The sequence below is a fragment of the Nocardia brasiliensis NBRC 14402 genome (assembly GCF_000308475.2).
Lineage (GTDB): Bacteria > Actinomycetota > Actinomycetes > Mycobacteriales > Mycobacteriaceae > Nocardia > Nocardia brasiliensis.
In genome coordinates, this window is record NZ_BAFT02000035.1 from 1 (window position 1) to 23,614 (window position 23,614).

21 protein-coding genes and 1 riboswitch are annotated in these 23,614 nt (G+C 69.7%); of the genes, 15 read left to right on the forward strand and 6 right to left on the reverse strand.

What is annotated here, in order from left to right; genetic code table 11:
* Window positions 1-67: 67 nt before the first annotated feature.
* The 5 genes from ftsL to TY25_RS10295 all read right to left on the reverse strand — a co-directional run bounded on the left by ftsL (window position 68) and on the right by TY25_RS10295 (window position 4,308).
* Complete coding sequence (gene ftsL, locus TY25_RS10275) at window positions 68-871, reverse strand: cell division protein FtsL (RefSeq protein WP_052382903.1); 804 nt, start codon at window positions 869-871, stop codon at window positions 68-70.
* Window positions 872-1,186: 315 nt separating this feature from the next.
* Window positions 1,187-2,176, reverse strand: coding sequence for a 16S rRNA (cytosine(1402)-N(4))-methyltransferase RsmH (gene rsmH / locus TY25_RS10280; protein WP_042255706.1), 990 nt, complete (start codon window positions 2,174-2,176; stop codon window positions 1,187-1,189).
* A 196-nt stretch (window positions 2,177-2,372) separates the two neighbouring features.
* Complete coding sequence (gene mraZ, locus TY25_RS10285) at window positions 2,373-2,804, reverse strand: division/cell wall cluster transcriptional repressor MraZ (RefSeq protein WP_014983152.1); 432 nt, start codon at window positions 2,802-2,804, stop codon at window positions 2,373-2,375.
* Between the two features lie 490 nt (window positions 2,805-3,294).
* Window positions 3,295-3,720 carry an SCO2097 family morphological protein gene (locus TY25_RS10290; RefSeq protein WP_042255707.1) on the reverse strand — a complete coding sequence of 142 codons (426 nt, stop codon included), beginning with the start codon at window positions 3,718-3,720 and terminating at the stop codon, window positions 3,295-3,297.
* Between the two features lie 147 nt (window positions 3,721-3,867).
* Window positions 3,868-4,308 (reverse strand): SAV_6107 family HEPN domain-containing protein, encoded by a 441-nt coding sequence (locus TY25_RS10295; RefSeq protein ID WP_041562568.1) that lies wholly within the window; start codon window positions 4,306-4,308, stop codon window positions 3,868-3,870.
* Window positions 4,309-4,453: 145 nt separating this feature from the next.
* On the opposite strand from TY25_RS10295, the gene TY25_RS10300 reads away from it, so the two are divergent.
* The 5 genes from TY25_RS10300 (at window position 4,454) to TY25_RS10320 (ending at window position 10,404) form a co-directional block, all read left to right on the forward strand.
* On the forward strand, window positions 4,454-5,086 hold the full coding sequence (locus TY25_RS10300) for a GNAT family N-acetyltransferase (protein ID WP_042255708.1): 633 nt from the start codon (window positions 4,454-4,456) through the stop codon (window positions 5,084-5,086).
* Window positions 5,087-5,093: 7 nt separating this feature from the next.
* Entirely contained in the window at window positions 5,094-6,659 is a 1,566-nt protein-coding gene (locus TY25_RS10305; protein WP_042255709.1) for a phytoene desaturase family protein, read from the forward strand.
* Complete coding sequence (locus TY25_RS10310; protein ID WP_172595778.1) at window positions 6,656-7,657, forward strand: carotenoid biosynthesis protein; 1,002 nt, start codon at window positions 6,656-6,658, stop codon at window positions 7,655-7,657. The genes TY25_RS10305 and TY25_RS10310 overlap by 4 nt, the downstream gene beginning before the upstream one ends.
* A gap of 56 nt (window positions 7,658-7,713) precedes the next feature.
* Entirely contained in the window at window positions 7,714-8,487 is a 774-nt protein-coding gene (locus tag TY25_RS10315) for an LppM family (lipo)protein (RefSeq protein ID WP_063602717.1), read from the forward strand.
* A 759-nt stretch (window positions 8,488-9,246) separates the two neighbouring features.
* A complete protein-coding gene (locus TY25_RS10320; RefSeq protein WP_226887438.1) occupies window positions 9,247-10,404 on the forward strand; it encodes a glycosyltransferase family 2 protein in 1,158 nt (385 codons plus the stop codon).
* Between the two features lie 473 nt (window positions 10,405-10,877).
* On the opposite strand, the gene TY25_RS10325 is transcribed toward TY25_RS10320, so the two are convergent.
* Window positions 10,878-11,408, reverse strand: coding sequence for a hypothetical protein (locus TY25_RS10325; protein WP_226887439.1), 531 nt, complete (start codon window positions 11,406-11,408; stop codon window positions 10,878-10,880).
* A 1,320-nt stretch (window positions 11,409-12,728) separates the two neighbouring features.
* Window positions 12,729-12,823: riboswitch (SAM riboswitch) on the forward strand.
* Window positions 12,824-13,082: 259 nt separating this feature from the next.
* On the opposite strand from TY25_RS10325, the gene TY25_RS10330 reads away from it, so the two are divergent.
* The 10 genes from TY25_RS10330 to TY25_RS10370 are packed head-to-tail and all read left to right on the forward strand — an operon-like array spanning window position 13,083 to window position 23,527.
* The gene (locus TY25_RS10330; protein ID WP_172595777.1) at window positions 13,083-14,090 is read left to right on the forward strand and encodes an amino acid ABC transporter permease; all 1,008 of its coding nucleotides are present in this window, start codon (window positions 13,083-13,085) and stop codon (window positions 14,088-14,090) included.
* Window positions 14,087-14,854: an amino acid ABC transporter ATP-binding protein gene (locus TY25_RS10335; RefSeq protein ID WP_042255710.1), complete on the forward strand. Its 768-nt coding sequence runs from the start codon at window positions 14,087-14,089 to the stop codon at window positions 14,852-14,854. Before TY25_RS10330 ends, TY25_RS10335 begins: the two co-directional genes overlap by 4 nt.
* A complete protein-coding gene (locus TY25_RS10340) occupies window positions 14,854-15,828 on the forward strand; it encodes an ABC transporter substrate-binding protein (RefSeq protein WP_042255711.1) in 975 nt (324 codons plus the stop codon). The genes TY25_RS10335 and TY25_RS10340 overlap by 1 nt, the downstream gene beginning before the upstream one ends.
* A 4-nt stretch (window positions 15,829-15,832) precedes the next feature.
* Complete coding sequence (locus TY25_RS10345) at window positions 15,833-16,945, forward strand: LLM class flavin-dependent oxidoreductase (RefSeq protein ID WP_042255713.1); 1,113 nt, start codon at window positions 15,833-15,835, stop codon at window positions 16,943-16,945.
* Window positions 16,942-18,561: an ABC transporter substrate-binding protein gene (locus tag TY25_RS10350; protein ID WP_042255714.1), complete on the forward strand. Its 1,620-nt coding sequence runs from the start codon at window positions 16,942-16,944 to the stop codon at window positions 18,559-18,561. The genes TY25_RS10345 and TY25_RS10350 overlap by 4 nt, the downstream gene beginning before the upstream one ends.
* A gap of 2 nt (window positions 18,562-18,563) precedes the next feature.
* Window positions 18,564-19,574, forward strand: a complete 1,011-nt coding sequence (locus TY25_RS10355; RefSeq protein ID WP_042255715.1) for an ABC transporter permease — start codon at window positions 18,564-18,566, stop codon at window positions 19,572-19,574.
* Window positions 19,567-20,433 (forward strand): ABC transporter permease, encoded by an 867-nt coding sequence (locus tag TY25_RS10360; protein ID WP_226887440.1) that lies wholly within the window; start codon window positions 19,567-19,569, stop codon window positions 20,431-20,433. Before TY25_RS10355 ends, TY25_RS10360 begins: the two co-directional genes overlap by 8 nt.
* Before the next feature lie 3 nt (window positions 20,434-20,436).
* Window positions 20,437-22,152, forward strand: coding sequence for a dipeptide ABC transporter ATP-binding protein (locus TY25_RS10365; protein ID WP_226887441.1), 1,716 nt, complete (start codon window positions 20,437-20,439; stop codon window positions 22,150-22,152).
* Window positions 22,152-22,406 (forward strand): hypothetical protein, encoded by a 255-nt coding sequence (locus TY25_RS42555; RefSeq protein ID WP_146154029.1) that lies wholly within the window; start codon window positions 22,152-22,154, stop codon window positions 22,404-22,406. The genes TY25_RS10365 and TY25_RS42555 overlap by 1 nt, the downstream gene beginning before the upstream one ends.
* Window positions 22,406-23,527 (forward strand): LLM class flavin-dependent oxidoreductase, encoded by a 1,122-nt coding sequence (locus TY25_RS10370; protein WP_042255716.1) that lies wholly within the window; start codon window positions 22,406-22,408, stop codon window positions 23,525-23,527. Before TY25_RS42555 ends, TY25_RS10370 begins: the two co-directional genes overlap by 1 nt.
* Window positions 23,528-23,614: the final 87 nt, after the last annotated feature.

Here is a 23,614-nt window from a genome sequence, read left to right on the forward strand (position 1 = left end):
GGGCGGGACCGTGCGGTCCGGGCCGGACCAGGCCCGCGGCGCTGACGCGGTGCGGGCCTGGTCTGCGTCACCGTTGGCCTCCGTCACCCGGAAGTGTTTGCGGCTGCGGGCTTTCCAGCAGCGCCTGAGCGGGATCGACAGGCTGGTGCGGCGTTTCGGCCTGCGGCCCGGCCTCGGCCTGTGGCGCGACCGGTACCGGCGACGGCGGCACCGGGCTGGCGGGCACGGGGCTCACCGGTGCCGCATTGGCCTGAATGTTGGTGCCGGGAGCCGGAAGTGGGGCTGGGGTCGGCGTGGTCGTGACCGGCATCACGCGCTCACCGCGCGCCTGGGCGTTGTTCGCGGGCGGCGGCACCGGCGCGGACGGCGACACGTTCAACGGCGGCACCGGTGGCCCCTCCGCCGGCGTGGGCTTGCCGATCACGGTCACGGTGCCGTCCGGGGCGACCACGATGCGGGCCGGATCCTTGGCCGGGATCATGCCGAGCTCGCGGGCGCGGGCGGCCAGCTCGGGCGCGGAATCGGCGCCCTCCACCTCGCGCTGCAGGGCCGCGCGCTCGTCGGCGAGACGCTTGTTGGTGGCCCGGATGTCGCCGAGCTGGTAGCTGTCCTCGGCGGCCCGGGTGGTCAACAGCAGCGTCAAGGCCAAGCCGCAGCCCAGCAGCGCGATGATCGCCACCACGAACGGAATCCGCGTGGCCATGACCGAACCCTGCCGCAGTGGCAGATCGGGTGCGTCCGAACGGCTTTCGGCGCGCGTCCGGCGCCGTGCGTAGGCCCGCTGCGCGGCGCCCGACTTCACCCGCTCGGACTCGTGCGCCCGGCGCGCGATGCGCCCGGGCGTCTGAACGGTCCGCGTCCGAATGCTCATGACTGCGCCTCGCTGGCGCTCGGCTCCATCATGTGCATGGCACGCTGGCACATGATTCGCTCACTTCGTTCTCTCATGTTCCAGTCCCCTCGAGAGTCTGTGCGGGACGTCCGGCCTCCCTTGTCCAGGCCCCGCACCCGGTCCGCCGGAAGACGACAGCGGCTGCGTGTCTCTCCCGGCCTCCTGCGAACGATGCGGGACGGACCCGCATCGGCTCAGCCGAAGGAGCGCACGCCTGGACGTGTCTCGATCGGCCACGTGTCCATGTGGGCCATCCGCGCTCGGCCACGAGGGCGAGCGCCACGGGTACGCGTCTCATCCCCGCTCCTGGATTCGCTCAGCGGCGCGCATCCGAACCGGAGCGGCGCGCGGGTTCTCCTCGATCTCCGCCTCGGTCGCCTTCTCGGCGCCGCGGGTCAGCATCCGGAATTCCGGTCCCATGCCCGGCAATTCGACGGGCAGATCCACCGGGGTCCGGGAGGCCGCGCGCGGCGCGAACTCCTGCTTGACCACCTTGTCTTCCAGCGACTGATACGACATGACGACGATCCGGCCGCCCACCCGCAGCGCGTCCAGGGCGGCGGGCAGCGCGGCGCGCAGCGAATCGAGCTCGCTGTTCACCTCCACCCGCAACGCCTGGAAGGTGCGTTTGGCCGGATGCCCGCCGGTCCGCCGGGTCGCGGCAGGGATCGTCGCATACAGCAGTTCGACCAGCTCGGCGCTGGTGGTGAACGGCTGCTGCTGACGACGGCGCAGCACCTCGGAGGCGATCTTGCCCGCGAAGCGTTCCTCCCCATAGGTTTTCAGCACCCGGGCCAGATCGCCGTGGCTGTAGGTGTTGAGCACATCGGCGGCGGTCGGGCCGGTGGTCGGGTCCATCCGCATGTCCAGCGGCGCGTCGATCGAGTACGCAAAACCGCGGTCGGCCTCGTCGAGCTGCATCGACGACACACCCAGGTCCATCAGGATGCCGGAGACCGAGCCGACGGCGCTCAGCCCCGCCTCGCTCAACGCGTCGGCGATGCCGTCATATCGGGTGTGCACCAAGGTGATTCGGTCGGCGAACGGGGCGAGCCGGTCACCGGCCAGTTTCAGCGCCGTGGTGTCGCGGTCCAGCCCCACCAGCCGCAGGCCCGGATAGGTGCGCAGGAAATGTTCGGCGTGCCCGCCTAATCCGAGGGTCGCGTCGAGGTAGACCGCGCCCGGCTCGGTGAGCGCGGGACCGAGCAGCGCATCGGCACGGCCGAGCAGAACGGGAATATGGCGAGGCTCACGCGGGTCGTCCAGGTGCTGTCCATGGTTCACCTCGACCTCCCGGGATCTGCCTCGCTTCGTCGCGCACCGCGCACGGGTCGCCTTGTTCCGCAATGCTTTTGCATAAGAAACCGTTGCCGGAGACGAATGCCCCGTGGTCTCTGACCGAGCCGCGGCACCTGGCGTCGGGGAAGTACGTCAGGGTCCGCGTCCGGGCAGAGGCCGCGCGGCACTCGTTCGCTCGGGGCTAGAAGATTCCGCCCAGCGACTCGTCTCTCGCTTGCGAGAAGTCCTCCTCGTGCTCGGCGAGGTAGGAGTCCCACGCCTGCTTGTCCCATATTTCGAGGAAATCGACCGAGCCGATCACCACGCAATCCCGTTGCAGGTTCGCGTAGCGACGATGTTCGGCCGACAACACGATCCGGCCCTGCGCGTCCGGACGCTGTTCGTCCGTACCGGCCGCGAGTGCCCGGACGAACGCGCGGGCCTGCGGGTTACTCCGAGACGCCGCCGCGGCTCGCCGGGCGAGCGCGGTGAACTCTTCTCTGGGGTACACGGCAAGGCTGTGGTCTTGACCCTTCGTGACCATCAACCCTCCCGCCAGATCGTCTCGAAATTTCGCAGGCAACGTGAGTCGCCCCTTGTCGTCCAAGCGAGGTGTGTAGGTACCGAGAAACAACTCGATACCTCCCTAGTCGATCACCTCGATGGTCGGCCTTTCCTGTGGTGCGCGCTCCACATTACCCCACTTTCCCCCACTTTCAATCGAAACCGCCGGTGATCTGGCTCCCCGCTCAGACGATTCCGCAGGTCATCCCAGCTATCACCCAGGTGGAGAACTTTTTGCGTGTTCTGCCGACACGCACGGTACGCCTGGACAAACGCCCGGAAACACCCAGCAAACACCCCAGGTGCGGTCCGGCTCGGCCGATGACGGGGTGATGCGGGGGAACCGCGTGGGGCGGTGTGGGGAATCTTGGTGGGGCGAGGTGGGGGATCTCGGTGGGGCCGGGTGGGGATCTTGATGGGACCACCGCGGACGCGAGACGGCGACGCCGCACCTCGTCGGTGCGGCGTCGCCGTCTGTGCTGAAGTTGTCAGGCTACGAGCAAGCCGTTCGTCGCGGTGGGTGCGAATCGCCAGACCCGAACCGAACCCGCTGGCGAGCGCTACTCCTGCTCGAACCGGCGCCGGAAGCGATCTTCCATGCGCTCGGAGAAGCCGCCCGACTTTCGTTGGCGGCTACGCCCACTCGGTCCGCTGCTCGGACCACCGGGAGCGGCATCGCCGCCGGACCGATCGCCCTTGGTGATGCCCTTGGATCCGCCGAGCAGCAGGAGCACGCCCGCGGCGAACATCACGATGAATCCGACCAGACTGATGATCGGAAAGCCGCCCGGCTTCACTGGAGCAGCGATGCCGGCGACGAGTAGAAACAGACCAAGGACGAACAAGGCCGCGGCCTGGAGTCTGCGACGACTCGAGGTCGAGCGAAGGCGTCCGCCGCGGACGGACGACGCGAACTTCGGATCCTCAGCATAGAGCGCGCTCTCGATCTGTTCGAGCATGCGCTGCTCGTGCTCGGAGAGTGGCACGGTACCTCCCCCGGCACTAGGCGTGGCTGTCGCCTCCGGGTAGGCGACAGATAGCCGACCTTGGCGGCTATCTCCCACCAATGATACGAGTTCGATCAGGGGCGTACCACCTAGTCGACCATAACTATGCGGTCGTGCCGCCTGTCACTATCCGGTCAAGCCGCCCGTCCAGCCCGGCGCGGGTCGCAAACGGGCTGATGCGGACAGCAGATCTTCCACGTCGTGCAGGAATGCGCCTACCCGCGAAGAGAACTCGTCGGCCTCGTCGTCGTCGACATCACGATCGAGTCCGGCCTCCAGCGCGGCGCGCAACTCCGAGCGCGAGCTGAAGTAATCGGCCCACATCGTGAACTCGGGCGCGGCGCCCTGCATGAGCACCCACGCGTTGCGCGAACGCGCCCGCGGCGCGTTGTCCGCTCCGGTGAGCGCGATCACCGCGCCCGCGCCCCGCAACGCGGCGAGATAGGCGGTGCGGAATCGTTCCCGCGGGTCTCGCTCCCCCGCGGCCTGCATGAGCAGGCCATCCGCTCGCTTCAGGAGCTTGCCCGCACGACCGGGCTGCCCCGGATGTTCGATCCGACCAGACATCTCCGGAGTCCCTTCACGACCTGAGCACCTGGAGCCAACACAGCCTTGGTGTGACCGAACAGGTATTCGAACGTTTGAATTGAGATTGAATATAGAGACGCCCACCGACAAACTTCCGCGCCTGCGCTGTGGACCGACGAGAGTTATGACCGCCGTCAAGCCCAATCACACTCCCGCACCCGTCGTCGTCGACCTCTCCGTCGCGACCCTGCGCTCCCGGCTGCACGATGCGCTGGCGGTGTACGTCGCGGCGATGGACTATCCGCGCGGCACCGAACACCATCGCGCGCCCATGTGGACCGAGCACACCACCCGGGCCGGGTGGCAGGCGGTCGCCGCGGTGGTCCCCGAGGATTCCGGCGAGGTCGACCTACGTTCGGCGCCCATCGTGGCGATCGCCTACGGCTACCGGGGCGCGGCGCACCAGTGGTGGCACCAGCAGGTGCACAGCGGGATGCGGCGCTCCGGCTGGCCGGAACACTCTGCGCGCGAGCTCCTTTCGGATTACTTCGAACTGACCGAGCTGCACGTGCACCCCACCGCACAGGGTCGCGGCATCGGCGCCACGCTGCTCGAACGGCTGCTGCGCGACCGCCCCGAACAGGCGGTGCTGCTGTCCACACCCGAGGTGGACGGGGAGGACAACCGGGCCTGGCGGCTGTATCGACGCCAGGGATTCGGCGACGTGGTGCGGAATTTCGTGTTCGCGGGCGACAACCGGCCCTTCGCCATCCTCGGCCGGCGGTTGCCGCTCTACGGGACGGCCGAGCAGCCGTGAGGGTCACGTGACGGTCGTCGTCGTAGGTTCCGGTCACAACGCGCTGGTCGCCGCCTGCTACCTGGCGCGCGCCGGGCACGCGGTCGAGGTGCTCGAACGCGACGACGTGCTCGGCGGCGCGGTGTCGACGGTCGAGCGGTTCCCCGGCCATCAGGTCGACCGGGGGTCCTCCGCCCACATCATGATCCGGCACACCGGGATCATCGAAGAACTCGAGCTGGCCGACTTCGGACTGCGCTACATCGACTGTGACCCATGGGGTTTCACCCCCGCCGTCGGCGATCGCGCGCCCCTGGTCTTCCACCGTGATCTCGACGCCACCTGCGCGTCCATCGCCGCGGCCTGCGGCGACCGTGAGGCCGCGGCGTACCGGCGCTTCGTCGAGGTGTGGGGTCCGCGCAGCGCCCGGGTGATGCGCGCGTTCCGCGGCGGCCCGACACCGGGCCGGCTGATGCGCTCGTTCTGGGGGCTGGACGCGAAGAACGGCGGCAGCGCGCTCTCCCGCGAGTTCCTGCAGTCCGGTGACGCCTTGCTGGACAGCTCCTTCGAGGACGAACGGCTCAAGGCGTCGCTGGCCTGGTTCGGCGCGCAGTCCGGGCCGCCGATGTCGGAACCCGGCACCGCGCCGATGGTCGGATTCGCCGCGCTGATGCACACCCTGCCGCCCGGGCGTGCGGTCGGCGGCAGTGGCGCACTGGCCGCGGCGCTGGTCGCCCGGCTGCGCTCGGACGGCGGCGTGGTGACGGCGGGCGACGCGGTGACCAGCCTGCGTCGCACCGGCAACGGCTGGCGGGTGCGCACCGCCGCGGGCCGAGACCTGCACGCCGACAAGGTGATCGCGGGCACCCATGTGCTGACCACGCTGGACCTGTTGCGCGACGGCGGATTCGACGCGGCGGTGCTCGAGGATTGGCGGCGGCGCATCCGGGTCGGCCCCGGCATCGGCATGGTGGTGCGGGCGGCCACCAGCGGGTTGCCGCACTACCCCGGCAGCTCCCCCGACGAATCAGCCAGGGGCCTGCAATTTCTCGTCTCCGATCGCAGGCAGCTGCGGCTCGCGCACGGCGCGGCCACTGCCGGTGACCTGCCGCCGCGCCCGGTGGTGCTGGCGATGAGCTTCAGCGCGCTGGACCCGAGCATCGCCGCGCCCGGCGAACATCAGCTCTCGCTATGGGCGCAGTGGCATCCCTACCGGCTGGCCGACGGCAGCGCCTGGGCGGCGCACGCGGAACGCGAAGCGGATCGGATCATCGCCGAAGTCGACTCCTATGCACCGGGTTTCGCCGGCTCGGTGCTGCGTCGCCACGTGCAGACGCCGGTCGATCTGGAGCGGGAGATGGGTCTGCTCGGCGGCAATGTGATGCACGTGGAGATGTCGCTGGATCAGATGATGCTGTGGCGGCCGCTGCCGGAGCTGTCCGGGCAGCGGGTGCCCGGTGCGCCCGGTCTGTATCTCACCGGCGCGTCCACCCACCCGGGCGGCGGGGTCTCGGGGGCGAGTGGTCGCAGTGCGGCCGCATTGCTGCTGCGCGATCAGCGGCGCAGCCGATTCGCGTTGCCGCGCAGGCGATGAACGGGCCGACCGAGGCGATGACGGGGCAGCCGACAAAGGTTCCGGTCGCCCCACCCGTCGCGCCGACCGAGGTGGCACCGAATCGCGGCGCAACATCGGCAGCACAGTCGCAGACCGAGGCACTCGGCACCGAACCCGCAGTCCGGCGGACGGCACGGTTCCTCGTGCCCGCCGCGTACGCGGTGCTGCTGGTGCTCGCGCAGATCAGTTATCCGCTGACTTCGGGCACCGGCCGCGATCGGGTCACCGTGGTTGTCGTACTGCTTTCGGCGGGTACAGCGTTGGCGCATGCGACGGCGACCCGGGGGCTCCGGTTCGCGCTCGGGTTCGCGGTGATCGTGTCGGGGCTCGGGCTGCTCGCCGAGATCGTCGGCACGGCAACGGGTTTGCCGTTCGGGTGCTATGCGTACGCGGCGGACCGGCTCGGGCCTGCACTGAGCGGGGTGCCGCTGGTGGTCGCGCTGGCCTGGACCGGCGGGCTCTATCCGGTGTGGGTGGTGGCCGGGCTGCTGGTGCGCGGCCCCGTGCGGCGGATCGGGCTCACCGCGATCGGCGCGATCGGCTGGGATCTGTTCCTCGATCCGCAGATGGTCGCCGACGGACAGTGGACCTGGTGCGCCACCGACGCCGGACTGCCCGGACTCGCGCACATCCCGTACACCAACTACCTCGGCTGGTTCGGCGTGGCGCTGGTGATGGGCGCACTGCTCACCGTATGGGCCCGCCGCACGGCGGCGTCTGCGGGGCTCGACAATTTGTCAGCAGGGCTCGACAGGACAACACCCGGATCGGACTCCGAAATCGACGTGCTGGTGCCCGTCGCCGTGTTCCTGTGGACATGGCTCGGGTCGGCGCTCGCGCACGCGGTGTTCCTCGGACTGCCCTACTCCGCCTGCTACGGCGGAATCGGGCTCGGTCTGCTCGGTGTTCCGCTGCTGCTGCGGTACCGCCGGCGGTACGAAAACCGAGGCCTACGCGCTGCCCGCACAGCCCGATGAACCTCGTTCCGCCCGTCGCGTGGGCATCTGGACGAACGGCCTGGCACGATGTCTGCGTGCAGCCGAGTCCCGTCACCACGATCCCCGATGCCCCGGTCCTACCGTCGCCGCGGACGCCCCGCCTCGCCAGGCGTATCGCCGCGGCCGTCTTGCTCACGGCATTGCTGGTTCCGGTCCTCGCGGGCTGCCTGCGCGTGCAGGTGTCGATGGGTGTCTCGTCCAATGATCGGGTCTCCGGTCGGATCGTCGCCGCGGTCGTGCCGACCGATCCCAAAGACAAGGGCCCGCAGTTGAAGGCCCCCGATTCGCTCGCCGCGAAGGTGCGAGTGGAGCCCTACAGCCAGGACGGCTACATGGGCAGTCAGGTGTTCTTCGAAGACATGTCCTTCGGCGAAGTCGCCCAACTGGGTCAGCTGTCCGAACAGACCCAGGGCATGTTCCAGTTGCAGTTCCAGCGCACCGGCGACCTGGTCAGCCTCAGCGGCCGGGTCGACCTGAAATCCGTGCCGCCGCACGGCTCCGACGTCCAGTTCACCGTCGCGTTCCCGGCCCGCGTCGCCAAGACCAACGGCAACCGCGAGGGCGACAACATCGTGTCCTGGAAACTGCCGCCCGGCGACGTCTCCACCCTGCGCGCCGAAGTCAGCTACGCCGACCCCAACACCCGCTCCTTCGCGGGCTGGGCAGGCATCGTCGGTGGCATCACCCTCGCGGTAGCCGCGATCATCGCCGCCATGGCCTACATGGACCGCAACCCCGCGGCCCCCGGCGCCCCGACCGGATTCTCCTGGAGCCGCTGGTGGCGCACCGTCAAACAGAACCGCTGGTAGATCTGAGGGTGTCCGCCGACACAAGGTTGCGCTGGGCCGGTGAGGGCCGGATCACTGTGCGCCGGTTGGCAACACGGGCTGCTGGCATGCCGATAGCGTTGGCCTCAGCGAGGACCGGCGTGGAGACTGCCGTAGACAGCCGGATCATCCTGTGCCGCTCGACAGCACGGGCAGGCAAGCAGACGGCACAGATCGGCGTGGAGCATGCCGACGCCGGATTTCCCATAGACAGCCGGATCACCCAGCGACGATCAACAACACCGGGGGCCTGCCTGCCGATATCGCTGTCACCAGCGGAGGCCGCTGCGGGAGCTGCCAGTACTGGTGGTGCCGACGAAGGACGGATTGCCGCGCGGCGCTCGCTGGAACAAGGTGCCGATACGGTCGCATCGCCGGCGTCGGCGACCGCTGGTGCGGGGGCAGTCGATGCAGGATCAGGTTGGGTTATCTTGCGGCGGTCGACGGCACGTGTGGATGCCGAGGGGGATTGCCACCGTCGGTGGGTGGCGAAGTGAGGGCAGTCGGTGCGACGGAAGACCGGATTGCCTCGCGATTGACGACACGGACGCCCGACCTGCACACGTCGCCCACCCCGATGAGAAGCGATACAGGGGCAGTCGGTGCAGCAGCAGGCCGGATTGCCTTGCCGCAGTTGATGGCACGTGCGGCCGACATGGGGACGTTGCCGACGTCGGGGGGAAGCGATGTGAAGGTGGGCGGTGCGGCGATGCTGCGGGAAGTTGGGTTGTCTTGCGGCGGTTGACGGTACGCGTGGCCGACGTGTGGGCGTTGCTGACTTCGGCGGGGAGTGGGGTGGCGCTGCTCGGTGCCGGGATTGCGGCGTTCAACTGGGTTACGGTGCGGCGGTTGACTGTTCAGGCGGACAGTGTGATCGAGCCGGTGACCGTGTGTGTTCCGGCGCGCGACGAGGCGGCACGGCTGCCGGGGTTGGTCGCGGACCTGCGGGCGCAGCGGGGTGTCGCGCGGCTGCGGGTGCTGGTGCTCGACGACGCGTCGACCGACGACACCTCTGGCGTGGCGCTCGAGGCGGCAGCGGGCGATCCGCGAATCACGGTGTTGCGCAATGACGCCGAGCCCGCAGACGGGTGGACCGGCAAGGCGGCGGCGTGCGCGCGGCTGGCCCAGGATGTGCGGACGCCGGTGCTGGTGTTCCTCGACGCGGACGTGCGGCTCGCGCCCGACGCCATCGCGGCGGCGGTCACCGAACTGCGCCGCCGCCGCGTCGCACTGCTCTCGCCGTGGCCGTTCCAGCGGGCCGGATCCTGCGCCGAAGCGCTGGTACAGCCGCTGCTGTGCTGGTCGTGGGCCGCCTCGCTACCGATCACCGTGGCGAACCGGAGCCTGCGCCCGTCCACCGCGGTGGCCTGCGGACAGTTCCTCGTCTTCGATACCGCCGCCTACCGCGCCATCGGCGGGCACAGCGCGGTAGCCGCCAGCACCACCGAGGATCTCGACCTCGCCCGCGCCCTGCGCCGCGCCGGCCACCCCACCGCCCTCGTCGCCGCGGGCCCACTGGCCACCACCCGAATGTACCGAGACGCAAGCGAACTGGAAGCCGGATACACCCGCTGGCTGTGGTCCGCCTACGGCGGCACAGTAACCGGCGGCTCCCTCATCGGAACCCTTGCCGCCCTAGCTTTTTGGATCCCACCGTTGGCCGCCCTCTGCGCCCGCGGCCGCACCCGCCGCACCGCCCTGCTCGGCTACACCGCCGCCATCACCGCCCGCCTCCTCGCCCGCTCCCTCGAACGCGGCGGACCCCCGACCACCGCCGACCTCGCCGCCGCCGCAAGCCACCCCCTGTCCATCGCCACCTACCTGCGCCTCTGGACCCGCTCCCACCACGCCCACCACCACGGCCGCCTCACGTGGAAGGACCGCCCCCTCCCCACCTGATCCCCCGTGCCCTCTGCGCGCCTAGCTGGTCGGTTGATCAGAAGGAAATGGTGGCGGCATCGGCCGAGAGACCTCCGCCACCAGTTCCTCCTGATCGATCGACCAGATGCATCAACTCGCTGACCCGCCCGGTGCGAGAACGCAGAAGGGTGCGGAAACTCAGCGCACCGCACTGAGCCCCACAAGGCCGCGCCATGGTTGGACACATGCTGCGCGCTCAGCCATAGGTGCGCAGTCCCAGATGCGGAGCGACGCCATCGAACTCGACTCGTCGCGTTGGCCACGGAGCGCCGCGATGTTGGGCAGACGCGCCCTTCCGATGCGGCGCGGCTTTTTCGCGTGCGCCCCGTGCTGATGCGCCGCCCCTTCCGCGTTCTCGCACTCGTTCTGATCCGCCGCACCCTTTCCGCGTTCTCGCACCCGCTGTGCCATGGCAGATCCGGTGCGGGAACGCGGAAGGGGTGCGGGAAGGTTCAGGGGACCTCGGTGATGCCTACGGTGGGGAGGAAGAGGCAGGTGTTGGTGCCGTTTTCGACGGTGCCGAAGACCGCGGCGAGGACGGTGCCGGATCCGGTGTCGACCGGGACGGCGCGGATGCCGCCGACGGGGATGGCGGCGGCGAAGAAGTCCTGGACGGCGCGTTCGGCGAGGGGGCGTAAGGCGGGTGGAACTTCAGGGGGCACCATCGCGCGGAAAACGTCGGAAAGCGAACCCATCGACGCCATGCCTGCGCGCCCGGTGGTCACGTTCATCCAGGCGACCCGCATCCCGCTGGTGTCCACGCTGTCGCGGCCGAGCCCGTACGGCATGAACGTGAACATCGTCTGCCCCGCCTTCACGGCGGACATATCGATCCCGGGCAACGTGATCGCCGTCTTCGGCCACGGGCCGGGCACCGCCCCCGCCACCGCCGGAGCCAGCCCTAGCGTCGTCCCCGCCAAACAGAACGCCGCCGCCGTCGGATACAGAAACGGCTGCATCCCGAACGCCCGCAACCCATCCACCGCAGCCTGATAAGTCCCGAACAAATCCGAAGCCGTCTCCCCGGACTGACCGGCACGGCCCCCGGGCGAAACAGGCGCAACCGAAGCCTGCGGCGCGGCGGCACCCTGCGCACCCACGGCCTGAGGATCCGCCGCAAGCCGAGGCGCAAGTGCAACCGCCGGGCCACCCACCGACTGAGCACCCGCGGCTGTTGTGCCCGTGCCCTGCGGAGCAGCTACCGCCTGTGCCGCAACAGAAGTCGCCGAAGTAGCCCCGGCCCCGGGCACAACAGCAGCGGACTGAGACGCAGCAGCGGGCTGAGGTGCAGCAGCAGGCTGAGACGCAGCAGCAGACTGAGACGCGGCGACAACTGGGAGCGCGCCAGCGGGGTCAGAGGTTGGCGTGGCGGCTGTGGGGGCGGTGGCCGCGAGGGTGAGGGCGCAGGCCGCGGCTGTCGTGAGCATCGTCAGGCGGAGTGCTGCGGCCACGGGGACCTCTTCTCATCGTCGACACGACCGGGAGGTGAACGGTACTCCGGCAAACGCCGTCACCACGATAAATCCCACATCGCTACCTCCCGGCGTGTCGTCCACACTTCTCCACCCAGTGCCTGCCCCAGCGCACTCCCACCCCGCCCTCCCCCTGTGTTGGCTCCCCACGTTGCGCAGAAAGGCGATCATCGGCGGCGACGCGGCGCGGCGACGCGGCGGTGCGCGGTAGCGCGGCAATGCGCGGTAGAGCTGGCGGCGCGGCCGCGGGCCGGTAGCGAGGCGCGCACGGCAGCGCGGCAGCGGGTTGTTTGCGGCAGCGGGTTGTTCCCGCGGTGCGGCGACGGTGCGCGCGGCGAGGTGGCACGGCGCCGCGGCCCGGGTGGCCTGCGCGGCAGCGGCGTCGTGTGCGCGGCTACGGGATGGGGTTCCGGCAGCCGGGCGGCCGCGAGTCGTGCGCGCAGCTCATCGAGGTCGGCCTCGGTGGCGTGCGCTTCGAACGCGTGCACGTCGCTGGTGCGCGATGGCGAGGTGGTGCGCGGTGGTGGGGTCGCCCGAGGTGCGGCAGGGTGGTCCTCGTAACGACGTGCGCGGCGGGTGTACCAGTTGTGGGGGGCGGCGGCGCGGTGTGGTGGCGCGGCGGCAGGTTGTTCCCGCGGTGGTGGGATGGTGCGCGGGGCGGGGCGGCTGTGCTGCGAGCACTCAGCGCATGTTCGGCTATTGGTTATAGCGGGGGGTGGGAGGGGCGGCAAGGTCTACGCTCACGGTGATCGGTTTCCTTGTGCCGGGGTTTGCGTGCTGGGCATGATAATTCGGCTCGACCCTGGCGTCGCCCGATGTCCGGATCGGCGTCAACCATCCAGAGCGACCGAGAGACCTGGCTCGTCGACGTCGCAGCAACCCCCCGGTTCACCGGGTGCGGGTGCTTCCGCCGGGACCGATGGAGGAACCGAAGTGATCAGCTCTGCTGTCCGCAGTACCCGGTGGGGTCGCCGACATATCGATCAGTGCAAGGTGACCGCCCAGAGCTGTCGAGGCTGACCCACAGCCAGAGTGTGCACCCGTCGCTGGCCGGGTGATGCGACCGGCGCCCGACGCGGCGCGGTCACGTTCGTTCTTCCGAAGGACCCCGACCATGAGTGAGCGCAGCGAGCGACCAGCTGCCATGGCCGTCGAGACGCCGCCGAACTTCGGCGGGGTGGCGTCATGAGTGCGTCCACCGCCCCCGATGCCCTGGCCGGCGAAACTGCCGAGGACGCAAAGGCATCCCGGTTCGAACACGAAAGCCCGGCGCAGACAACCGCACCGACCGTGGCCAAGCCCTGGCACCCGTGGCGCTGGGTGATCAGCGCGATCGCATTGATCCTGCTCGCCCAGTTCGTGCACGGCCTGGTGACCAATCCCGGCTGGGATTGGCCGACATTCGCGAAGTACATCACCGCGAAGTCGGTCCTGTCGGCCTTGCGGGTGACGTTGGAACTCACCGCGTGGGGTACCGCGCTCGGCTTTCTGCTCGGCACCGCGCTGGCCATCGCACGCCTGTCGAACAATCCGGTGCTGCGGGTGATCTCGTGGTGCTACATCTGGGCGTTCCGCTCGATCCCGTTGATCGTGCAGCTGCTGTTCTGGTTCAACATCGCCTACCTCTACAACACGCTGTCGGTCGGGATCCCGTTCGGCCCCGCGTTTTTCACGTTCGAGGTGAACGGCGTGATCAGCGGCTTCACCGCGGCGGTGATCGGGCTCGCGCTGCATCAGGCCGCGTATTCGGCCGAGATCATCCGGGCGGGCATCATCTCGGTGGACGCGGGTCAACTGGAAGCCGCTGCGGCGCTGGGTATTCCGCGGGTTCGGCAGTTCCGCACGATCGTGGTCCCGCAGGCGATGCGGTCCATCCTGCCGAACGCGACCAACGAGGTGATCAGCCTGTTCAAGGGCACTTCGATCGTGTCGGTGATGGCGATCGCCGAACTGTTCTATCAGGTGCAGGTGATCTACGGCCGCAACGGCCGGGTGGTGCCGCTGCTCATGGTCGCCACCGCCTGGTACATCGTGCTGACCACCGTGCTGTCGGTGGCGCAGTTCTACATCGAACGGCACTACGCCAAGGGCGCGCAGCGCACGCCACCACCGTCACCGCTGCAGCGCGTCCGGCTCAAACTGCGCGAGATCGCCGAATCCGGTTCCGCCGCACCACGAGGAGCGACTCGATGACCGCCGCCACCGCCGTCGAGGTCCGCGGCGTCCGCAAGTCTTTCGGCGCGCACGAGGTGTTGCGCGGTATCGATCTGACCGTCCGCTCCGGCGAGGTGGTGACGGTGATCGGCCCGTCGGGTTCGGGCAAGTCGACGCTGCTGCGGGTGATCAATCATCTGGAGTCGCTGGACGCCGGCACCGTGCACATCGACGGCGAGCTGATCGGCTATCGCCTGCGCCGCAACACCTTGCACGCGCTGCCCGATCGGGAAGTGCGAAAGCAGCGCTCCCGCATCGGTTTCGTCTTCCAGCAGTTCAATCTGTTCCCGCATCTGACGGTGCTCGACAACGTCACGCTGGCACCGCTTTCCGCGCAGCGCCGCGACCGCAAGGAGGTCGAGGCCGAGGCGCGGGTGCTGCTGGACCGGGTCGGCATCGGCGCGCTGGCGGGCGCCTACCCGCGCACGTTGTCCGGCGGTCAGCAGCAACGGGTGGCGATCGCGCGCGCACTCGCGTTGCGGCCCCGCGTGATCCTGTTCGACGAGCCGACCTCCGCGCTCGACCCGGAGCTGGTCGGCGAGGTGCTGGACGTGATCCGCGATCTCGCGCAGGGCGGCACCGCGCTGGTGATCGTCACCCACGAGATCGGCTTCGCGCGTGAGATCGCCGACACCGTCGTGTTTCTCGACGCGGGCGCCGTCGTGGAACAGGGCCCGCCCGCGGCCGTGCTCGACCATCCCGAACATCCGCGCACCCGCGCGTTCCTCTCCAGAGTCCGCTGATGAACAGGTATCCGATGAAGCTTTCCGCCCTGGCCACCGCCGCCGCGACCGTCGTCGTGCTGCTGGCCACCGGCTGCACCGATCCCGAGGCCGAGTCGCAGACCCAGCCCACCGGTGCGATCTCGTTCGATCTTTCGGCCGCCCAGACCGGCCGTGTCCGCGCGCAGAAGGTGGACAGCATCGCCGCCGAAGTGCCGCAGGCGATCCGGGACCGCGGCACGCTGGTGGTGACCGGTGCGTCCGGCACCGCGCCGCCGCTGCGTTTCTACGCCGACGACGACAAGACCGTCGTCGGCTCGGAGGTCGATTTCGCCTCCTTGATCGCCGATATCCTCGGGCTGAAACTCGATGCGCAGGTGGCGGATTGGTCGCAGAACTTCGTCCGCATCGATTCCGGCGAGGTGGACGCCTTCATCTCCAACGTCACGGTGACCGAGGAGCGCAAGGAGAAGTACGACTTCGCCACCTACCGCAACGACACGGTCGCGCTGGAGGTGCCCAAGCAGAGCACCCTCGACTATCAGGACCGTAAGAGCTTGGCGGGCAAGCGGATCGGTGTCGGCACCGGCACCAATCAGGAACAGCTGCTGGTGAAGTGGAACGAGCAGAACCGCGCGGACGGCCTGGCGCCCATCGACATCGCGTATTTCCAGCAGGTCAGCGACTACTACCTGGCGCTCGCCTCGCAACGGCTGGACGGCTACATCGGTCCGAATCCGACGGCGATCTATCACTCCAGCACGGCGAATCAGACCAAGATCCTGGCCACCTTCTCCGGTGCGGGTGACGCACTGCAAGGCGAGATCGCGGTGCTCACCAAGAAGAACACCGGGCTGGTCACCGCGATCCAGCACGCGCTGAACTACGCCATCGAGCACGGCACCTATCAGCAGGTGATCGATCGGTGGGGCCTGAAGTCCGAGCAGGTCACCGAGTCCCGGATAAATCCGCCCGGCCTGCCGAAACAGCGGTGATCGCATGAAGTTCCTCTTGTTCACCCTGGTCACTCGCGTTCCCGACCCGACGACCGGTCGACTGCCCGGCACCAGGGAACGCCTGTTGAATGTCGTCGAACAGGCAAAGCTGGCCGAGGATCTCGGCTACGACGGGTTCGCCGTCGGCGAGCGGCACGAGGATCCGTTCCTCTCGGCCGCACCACCGGTGATCCTCAGCCACCTCGCTGCGGTCACCTCGCGCATCACGCTGTTCACCGCGGTCACCACGTTGAGCCTGCTCGATCCGGTGCGCGCGTTCGAGGACTACTCGACGCTGGACAACCTGTCCGGCGGGCGACTGGAGCTGATCATCGGCAAGGGCAACGGGGCCGCGCAAGCCGAGCTGTTCCACGTCACCACCGACGACCAGTGGGACCGCAATCGCGAAGGCTACGAACTGTTCCGGGCGCTGTGGGACAGCGACAGCGTCACCTGGTCGGGCCGGTTCCGGCCGGAACTGAAGGACGCCAAGGCCTTACCGCGACCGTGGCAGCCGCGGGTCCGGATCTGGCACGGCAGCGCGACGAGCCGGGATTCGGTGGAACTCGCCGCGCGCAACGGCGATCCGCTGTTCTCGGCCAATGTCACCTATTCGATCGAGCCGTATGCCGAACTGGTCCGGTACTACCGGGAGCGCTGGGCGTTCCACGGGCACGACCCGGCCACGGCGCTGGTCGGTGCGGGCACCGCGGGCTTCCATGTGGCGCGCACGTCGCAGCAGGCCAGGGACGGCTACCGGCCGATCTTCGAGGCGCGACTGGCGTTGGCGCGCAGGCACGGCCTGCCGATCGTGTTCGAGACGCTCGACGACTTCGTCACCCGCAGTTCGGCTCTCGTCGGCAGTCCGGAACAGGTGATCGACAAGGTGGGCAGGCAGCACGAGCAGTTCGGGCACGAGGTGATCCACCTGTCCGCCGAACGCGACGGCCGCCCCGAGATCGATTACCTGGACGGCCTCGCCCTGTTCCAGACCGAGGTGGCGCCGGAACTGCGCCGTCGAATTCCCAGCCGCCCCTTGGCCACCGGCACCGACACCGTCGATTTCGACCCGCGTGACGTGCTCGTCCGCACCGATACCTCTGGAGTTACCCCGTGATCCGATCCCGCCCCCGAATCGTCGCGCTGGCAGGCGCATTGGCCGCGGCGTCCACGCTGGCCGCCTGCGGCGCCGATGCGGCCGCACCCGGTGGCGACGCCGGTCCGCCGCAGCCGGGCGGCACCCTGCGCTACGGCTTGTCCCAGGCGCCGACCTGCTCGGATCCCGCGCAGGCGGGCACCAACCAAACCCTGTACGTGACAAGGCAGATCGTCGATTCGCTGACCGATCAGGACCCGGAGACCGGCGAGCTGAAGCCGTGGCTGGCACAGAGCTGGGAGGTGAGCCCGGACGCGAAGGTGTTCACCTTCCATCTGACCGACGGCGTCACCTTCAGTGACGGCACCCCGCTCACCGCGGATTCGGTCAAGCAGACCTTCGATTCGGTGCTCCGGCTCGGGTCTGCCAAAGCACCGCTGGCGGGCAGCTATCTCACCAACTACGTGGGCACCACGGCCGTGGACAAGCTGACCGCGCGGATCGAGTTCAGCAAGCCGAACGCGCAGTTCCTGCAGGCGTCCTCGACCACCCAGCTGGGTATCCTCGCCGCGGCCACCACGGCGAAGCCGGCCGAACAGCGCTGCCTCGGCGACAACATCGGCAGCGGGCCGTTCACCTACGCGAACTACCGGCAGGACGCCTCCGCGACACTGGCGAAGCGCACCGGCTACCAGTGGGGTTCGGCCGTCTTCGCGCATCGCGGCGAGGCCTATCTGGACAAGATCGAGTTCACGGTGATACCCGAATCCGGCGTGCGCACCGGCAGTCTCGCCTCGGGACAGCTGGACGCGATCAGCGATGCACTGCCGCAGGACGCGCCGCAGCTCGAGGCGACGGGTGGCCGCATTCTGAGCACCGCGAATCCCGGTGTGCCGTTCGGCTTCCAGACCAACGTGACACGCGGTCCGCTGCGCGATCCGGCGGTGCGCCAAGCCCTGCTGCCCGCGATCGACCGTAAGCAGTTGGTGGACACCGTGCTCGGGCCGCAGTTCAAGCCCGCGACCAGTGTGCTGGCCGGGAGTACACCCGGCTACCGGGATTTCTCGGCCCGACTGGCCTATGACCCGGCGAAGGCCAAGAGCATTCTCGATCAAGCGGGCTGGGTGCCCGGCGGCGACGGCATCCGCGTCAAGGACGGTGCGCGCCTGTCCTTCTCGGTGCTGTTCAGTCAGGTGTTCGCGGGCAATCAGGCGATCATCGAGCTGGTGCAGCAGCAGCTGCGGCAGATCGGGGTGGAGCTGAAGCTGGACCTGGTATCGATCGCGGAGACCACGGCGCGGCAGGGCACCAAGGACTTCGACACCAGCTATGGCAACACCACCCGCGCCGACGGCGATATCCTGCGCACCTCGTTCGGCCTGGACGGCCGCAACCTCAATGCGCGCGAGGCCGTTCCGGCGCTCGACAACGCGTTGAACGGGCAGCTGAGCACCGCCGACACCGCTACTCGCAACACCCTCATCGGCACCGCCCAGCAGCAGGTGCTCGACGCCGGCCTGTTGATTCCGACGGTGGAGCTGTCCCAGGCGATCGGTGCGAGCAGCACCACCCAGGATCTGAAGTTCGAGGCCTCGGCCCGGCTACAGTTCTTCGACACCTGGCTGAGCGGGCGGTAGCGATGGCGCGCTATCTGGCTTCGCGGGTCCTGCAGGCGATCTGGGTGCTGTGGGCGGCGTTCACCATCTCGTTCGTGGTGCTGTATCTGCTGCCCGCCGACCCGATCTCGATCGCGGCCGACGGCGCCGGTGCGGGCACCCCGGTGGACAAGGCCGCCATCGCCGAGTTGCAGGCCCGCTACGGACTGGATCGTCCGCTGTGGGAACAGTATTGGACCGCTCTCGGGCATGCGGTGCGCGGCGACCTGGGCCATTCCATCGTGACCGGTCAGCCGGTCACCGGCGCGATCGGGGACGCCTTGCCCGCGACACTCGAACTGGCCGGGCTCGCCTTGCTGTTCGCGACCGTCGGCGGCGTGGCACTGGCTCTGGTGGCCGGCTACACCCGGCGGCCGTGGCTGCGCAGCGCGCTCGGCGCGTTGCCGTCGCTCGGCGTCTCGGTGCCGACCTTCTGGACCGGATTGCTGCTGTTGCAACTGTTCTCGTTCCAGCTGCGCTGGGTTCCGGCGTTCGGCGGCCACGGGATCGCGGGCACGATCCTGCCCGCCCTCACCCTCGGCCTGCCGATCGGCGCGGTGATCGCCCAGGTGCTCACCGCCGGGCTCGAATCGACCTGGCGGCAGCCGTTCGTCGACGTGGCACTGGCCAAAGGCGGCACGCGCTGGTGGGTGCAGCGCAAACACGTGCTGCGCCCCGCCAGCGTGCCCACCTTCACCATCACGGGTGTGCTGGTCGGCAACATGCTCGCGGGCTCGGTGGTGGTGGAGACCGTGTTCGCCCGGCAGGGCGTGGGACGGCTCACCCAGACCGCCGTACTCGCACAGGACATCCCGGTGGTGCAGGGCATCGTGCTGCTCACCTCGACGGTGTTCGTCACCGTGAACCTCGCGGTGGACCTGCTGTATCCGCTGCTCGACCCGCGGATCGCCGCCCGTTCCCGGCGTGCGGCCGCCGCGGAAGAGACACCGCGCCGCAGCTCCGAGACCGCGGAGGTGGTCGCGAACCATGGTTGACGTCCTCGAGGAGGGCCGCCGCGCCGTCCTCCCCCGGCTGCGCCGACCGGCGCTGCGCTGGAAATGGTTGCGCGACAACGCGGTACTGCTGCTGTCCGGCGTGGTCGCGCTGCTCGCGGTCGGCTGGGCGTTGTTCCCTTCGGTGTTCGCGAGCGGCGACCCGCTGACCGGCGTGCCCGCGCAGAAGTTCCAGAGCCCCAGCCCCCAGCACTGGTTCGGCACCGACAATCTCGGCCGCGACCTGTACACGCGGATGGTGCACGGCGCCGGGCTCTCGCTCACCGCGACGCTGGCCGCGGTGGGTATCGCGTTGGTCGCCGGGTCGGTGCTCGGCCTGCTGTCCGGTGCGGCCGGCGGCATCGTAGACACCGCTGTCATGCGCATTGTCGATGTGCTGCTGTCGATTCCGGCGCTGCTGCTGTCGCTGGCGCTGGTCACCGCGCTCGGTTTCGGTACCCGAAATGTGGCGATCGCGGTGGGTGTTTCGCTGGTCGCCAACTTCGCCAGGGTAATGCGCTCGGAGGTGCTGCGGGTGCGGCAGGCGGCGTTCGTCGAGGCCGCGCGGGCGGGCGGGGTCCGCTGGCACACGGTGCTGCTGCGGCACGTGCTGCCCAACTCCTACCAGCCGGTGCTCGCGCTGGCCGCGGTCGAGTTCGGCATGGCGGTGCTCGCGGTCTCGGCGCTGAGCTTCCTCGGCTACGGCGCGAAACCGCCCACCCCCGAATGGGGCTCGCTGATCTCGGAGGGCCGCAACTATCTCGCCACCGCCTGGTGGATGACCACGCTGCCCGGCCTGGTCATCGTCGCGGTCGTGCTCGCCGCGCAGCGCCTGGGGCGCGCGGCAGGAAGGAACGAATAACTCATGACCACCGCTTCTTCGCCCCGCACGGCCACCGTCGAGGACCGGCCGGGCGCTGCGTCGTGTGCCGAACCCGCGGGGCGGGACGCCGAACCCGCGGGGCGGGAAGCAGATCCGCTGTTGCAGGTGCGCAATCTCCGGGTCCGGTACCGGACGGACACCGGCCCGGTGACCGCGCTGGCGGGCGTCTCGCTGAGCGTGGCGCGCGGCGAGGTGGTGGCCCTGGTCGGTGAATCCGGTTCGGGCAAGTCCACTCTCGCGCAGGCGGTGATCGGGTTGCTCGGGAGCAATGCCGAGATCAGCGGCGGCACGGTGACCTTCGGCGGCGAGGTCGTCGATCTCGGATCGGAACAGGCGCTGCGCCGCCTGCGCGGCGCCCGGATCGGTTTCGTGCCACAGGATCCCGGTTTGTCGCTGAACCCGGTGCGCCGGGTCGGCGATCAGGTGGCCGAGGCGCTCGTGGTGCACCGGCTGGCCGACCGGCGTTCGGCCCGGGTCCGCGCGGTCGAACTGCTCGCCGACGCCGGATTGGACCGCCCGGAGCTGCGCGAGGTGCAGTACCCGCATGAACTGTCCGGTGGGCAGCGCCAGCGGGTACTCATCGCGTCCGCGCTGGCCTGCGAACCGGAACTGGTGATCGCGGACGAGCCGACCAGCGCGCTGGACGCCACGGTGGCACGCCGGGTGCTCGATCAGCTGGCCGCGCAGATCAGCGCCCGGGGCACCGCGGTGCTGCTGATCACGCACGACCTCGCCGTCGCCGCGGAACGCGCGGATCGGCTCGTGGTGCTGAGCGGTGGCGAGATCGTGGAGAGCGGGCCGACCGCGACGGTGCTCGCCGCACCCCGGCATCCGTACACGAAACGGCTGCTCGCCGCCGCACCGAGCCTGGCTCCACCGCGCGCGTACCGGCCACCCAAGCCGCGCGAGGGCGCTCCGCTGCTCGCATTGCGCGAGGTGCACAAGCGTTTTCGCGCGCAGGCCGGCGGCTCGGTGACCGCGGTCGCCGGCGTCGGGTTCGAGCTGGGCCGCGGCGAAACTCTGGCGCTGGTGGGCGAATCCGGCTCGGGAAAGTCGACCACCGCGCGAATCGCGCTGCGGCTCACCGATCCCGACAGCGGCCGGGTCACCTTCGACGGCCACGAGCTCACCCGGGTGCGCGGCACCCGGCTGCGCACCCTCCGCAAGCGCTTCCAGGTGGTGTACCAGAACCCGTACTCGTCCCTGGATCCGCGCTGGCGGGTCGGCACGATCATCGAGGAACCGTTGCGCGCCTACGGCGTCGGCGATCGGGCGGCTCGGCAGGCGCGGGTGACCGAGTTGCTCGGACAGGTGGCGCTGCCGGAGAGTTTCGCCCAGCGCCGGCCCGCCGAACTGTCCGGCGGACAACGCCAGCGCGTCGCGATCGCCCGCGCGCTGGCTCTGCAGCCGGATCTGCTGGTGCTCGACGAGCCCGTTTCCGCCCTGGACGCCTCGGTGCAGGCGCAGATCTTGGACCTGCTGGACCGGCTGCAAGCCGAGCTGGCGCTGAGCTACCTGTTCATCTCGCACGATCTGGCGGTGGTCCGCCGGATCAGCGACCACGTCGCGGTGATGCGGTACGGGCGCATCGTCGAATCCGGCCCCACCGCAGCGATTTTCGACGACCCGCAACACGAATACACCCGGGAACTGCTCTCCGCCATTCCCACTCCCGCGCTCGCGAAAGGACAAGCCTGATGCCAGGTCCGACCTACCGCCACAGCCGGATACTCGTCCGCACCGGGCACCGGCCACACTGCCGCAGCCAACCGGAGCCCACCCCGCCGCCGCCCGGACCGGTGAAACGCTGGTGGCGCACGCGGTTGCGGACCCCGGAATGCGCCGCCGCCACCGCGCTGTGGCAGCACGCGTACTTCTTCGCCCCCGACATCGGCTGCGCCGGAACCCATCCCGCGGCGCGGCAGTGCATCGACTGGAAGGCACCCTGCTGATGGCCGAATCCGACTTCTTTCTCGCGGTGGAACTCGCGGGCACCGGCGCGCACCCGGCGTCTTGGCGCCGGGCGGACTCGCGGGCCGAGGAGCTGTTCACCGGCGGGTACTGGGTCGACGCGGTGACGGCGGTCGAAAAGGCCGGCGCCGACGCGGTTTTCCTGCCCGACTCGTTCGGTTTGCAGCCCGGTGGCCCCGGTGTCACCAGGGGCAGACTCGACGCGGTGGCGATCGCGGCGCGGGTCGCCGCGCGCACCCGGCGCGTCGGCCTGCTCCCGCAGGCCCCCGTGACGCACACCGAGCCGTTCCATCTGGCCAAGGCCATCCAGAGCCTGGATTTCGCCACGCTCGGCCGGGCGGGCTGGGAGGTCACCGTCTCCGAAGGTGCTGAGCAGGCCAAGGCTTTCGGCCGCAAGCAGGCTCAGGACGCGGCGTCGCTGTGGCACGAGGCGGACGAGGCGCTCGAGGTGGTCACCCGCCTGTGGGACAGCTGGGAGGACGACGCGGAGATCCGCGATGTGCCCACCGGCCGCTTCATCGACCGGAACAAGCTGCACTACATCGACTTCGACGGCGACAACTTCGCGGTGAAGGGGCCCTCGATCACGCCGCGCTCGCCGCAGGGGCAGTCGATCGTCGCGGTGCGCGCGCACGACGACCCGAGCACGGGTGTCGCCGTGCGGCGGGCCGATCTGATCCGCATCGCCGCGGCCGATCTGGACGGCGCGCGCAGCCACCGCACCGCGCTGCGCACGGCGCTGCGGGCGGCCGATCGCGACCCCGACGCGGTGCGGGTGCTGCTCGACCTCGATGTGCACCTGTCCGAGTCGACCGACGCGGCACGCGCGGAGGTGGCCGAACTGGATGGGTGGGCTGCCCCGCCCGCCGAGATCGGCGTCCGCCATTTCGGCACCGCGGCCACGCTGCGCGAGCTGCTCGCCACCGTGCACCGCTCGGCAGCGGCCGACGGCGTGGTGCTGCGTCCGCTGGCGGCCCCCGCCACCCTGCGGCACCTTCCCGCGCTGGGCCGTACCGCTGTGTCCTCCACCACATTACGAACCCGCCTCGGACTGTCCCGTCCCGTGAGCCGTTACACCGAGAAGGAAGGGGCTTCCGCATGAGCTCTACTGGATCCGCGGCCCGATCGCCGCACCCGTGCCCGCGGGCTCGGCGATCAGCCGCGCACGTCACGGAGTGGCACGGGGGGA

Coding starts and splice junctions, on each gene's coding strand:
- TY25_RS42555 (WP_146154029.1), top strand. CDS start 22,152: ATGCCAGGTCCGACCTACCGCCACAGCCGGATACTCGTCCGCACCGGG.
- TY25_RS10345 (WP_042255713.1), top strand. CDS start 15,833: ATGAAGTTCCTCTTGTTCACCCTGGTCACTCGCGTTCCCGACCCGACG.
- TY25_RS10365 (WP_226887441.1), top strand. CDS start 20,437: ATGACCACCGCTTCTTCGCCCCGCACGGCCACCGTCGAGGACCGGCCG.
- TY25_RS10330 (WP_172595777.1), top strand. CDS start 13,083: ATGAGTGCGTCCACCGCCCCCGATGCCCTGGCCGGCGAAACTGCCGAG.
- TY25_RS10360 (WP_226887440.1), top strand. CDS start 19,567: ATGGTTGACGTCCTCGAGGAGGGCCGCCGCGCCGTCCTCCCCCGGCTG.
- TY25_RS10340 (WP_042255711.1), top strand. CDS start 14,854: ATGAACAGGTATCCGATGAAGCTTTCCGCCCTGGCCACCGCCGCCGCG.
- TY25_RS10355 (WP_042255715.1), top strand. CDS start 18,564: ATGGCGCGCTATCTGGCTTCGCGGGTCCTGCAGGCGATCTGGGTGCTG.
- TY25_RS10370 (WP_042255716.1), top strand. CDS start 22,406: ATGGCCGAATCCGACTTCTTTCTCGCGGTGGAACTCGCGGGCACCGGC.
- ftsL (WP_052382903.1), bottom strand. CDS start 871: ATGAGCATTCGGACGCGGACCGTTCAGACGCCCGGGCGCATCGCGCGC.
- TY25_RS10335 (WP_042255710.1), top strand. CDS start 14,087: ATGACCGCCGCCACCGCCGTCGAGGTCCGCGGCGTCCGCAAGTCTTTC.
- TY25_RS10300 (WP_042255708.1), top strand. CDS start 4,454: ATGACCGCCGTCAAGCCCAATCACACTCCCGCACCCGTCGTCGTCGAC.
- TY25_RS10295 (WP_041562568.1), bottom strand. CDS start 4,308: ATGTCTGGTCGGATCGAACATCCGGGGCAGCCCGGTCGTGCGGGCAAG.
- TY25_RS10310 (WP_172595778.1), top strand. CDS start 6,656: ATGAACGGGCCGACCGAGGCGATGACGGGGCAGCCGACAAAGGTTCCG.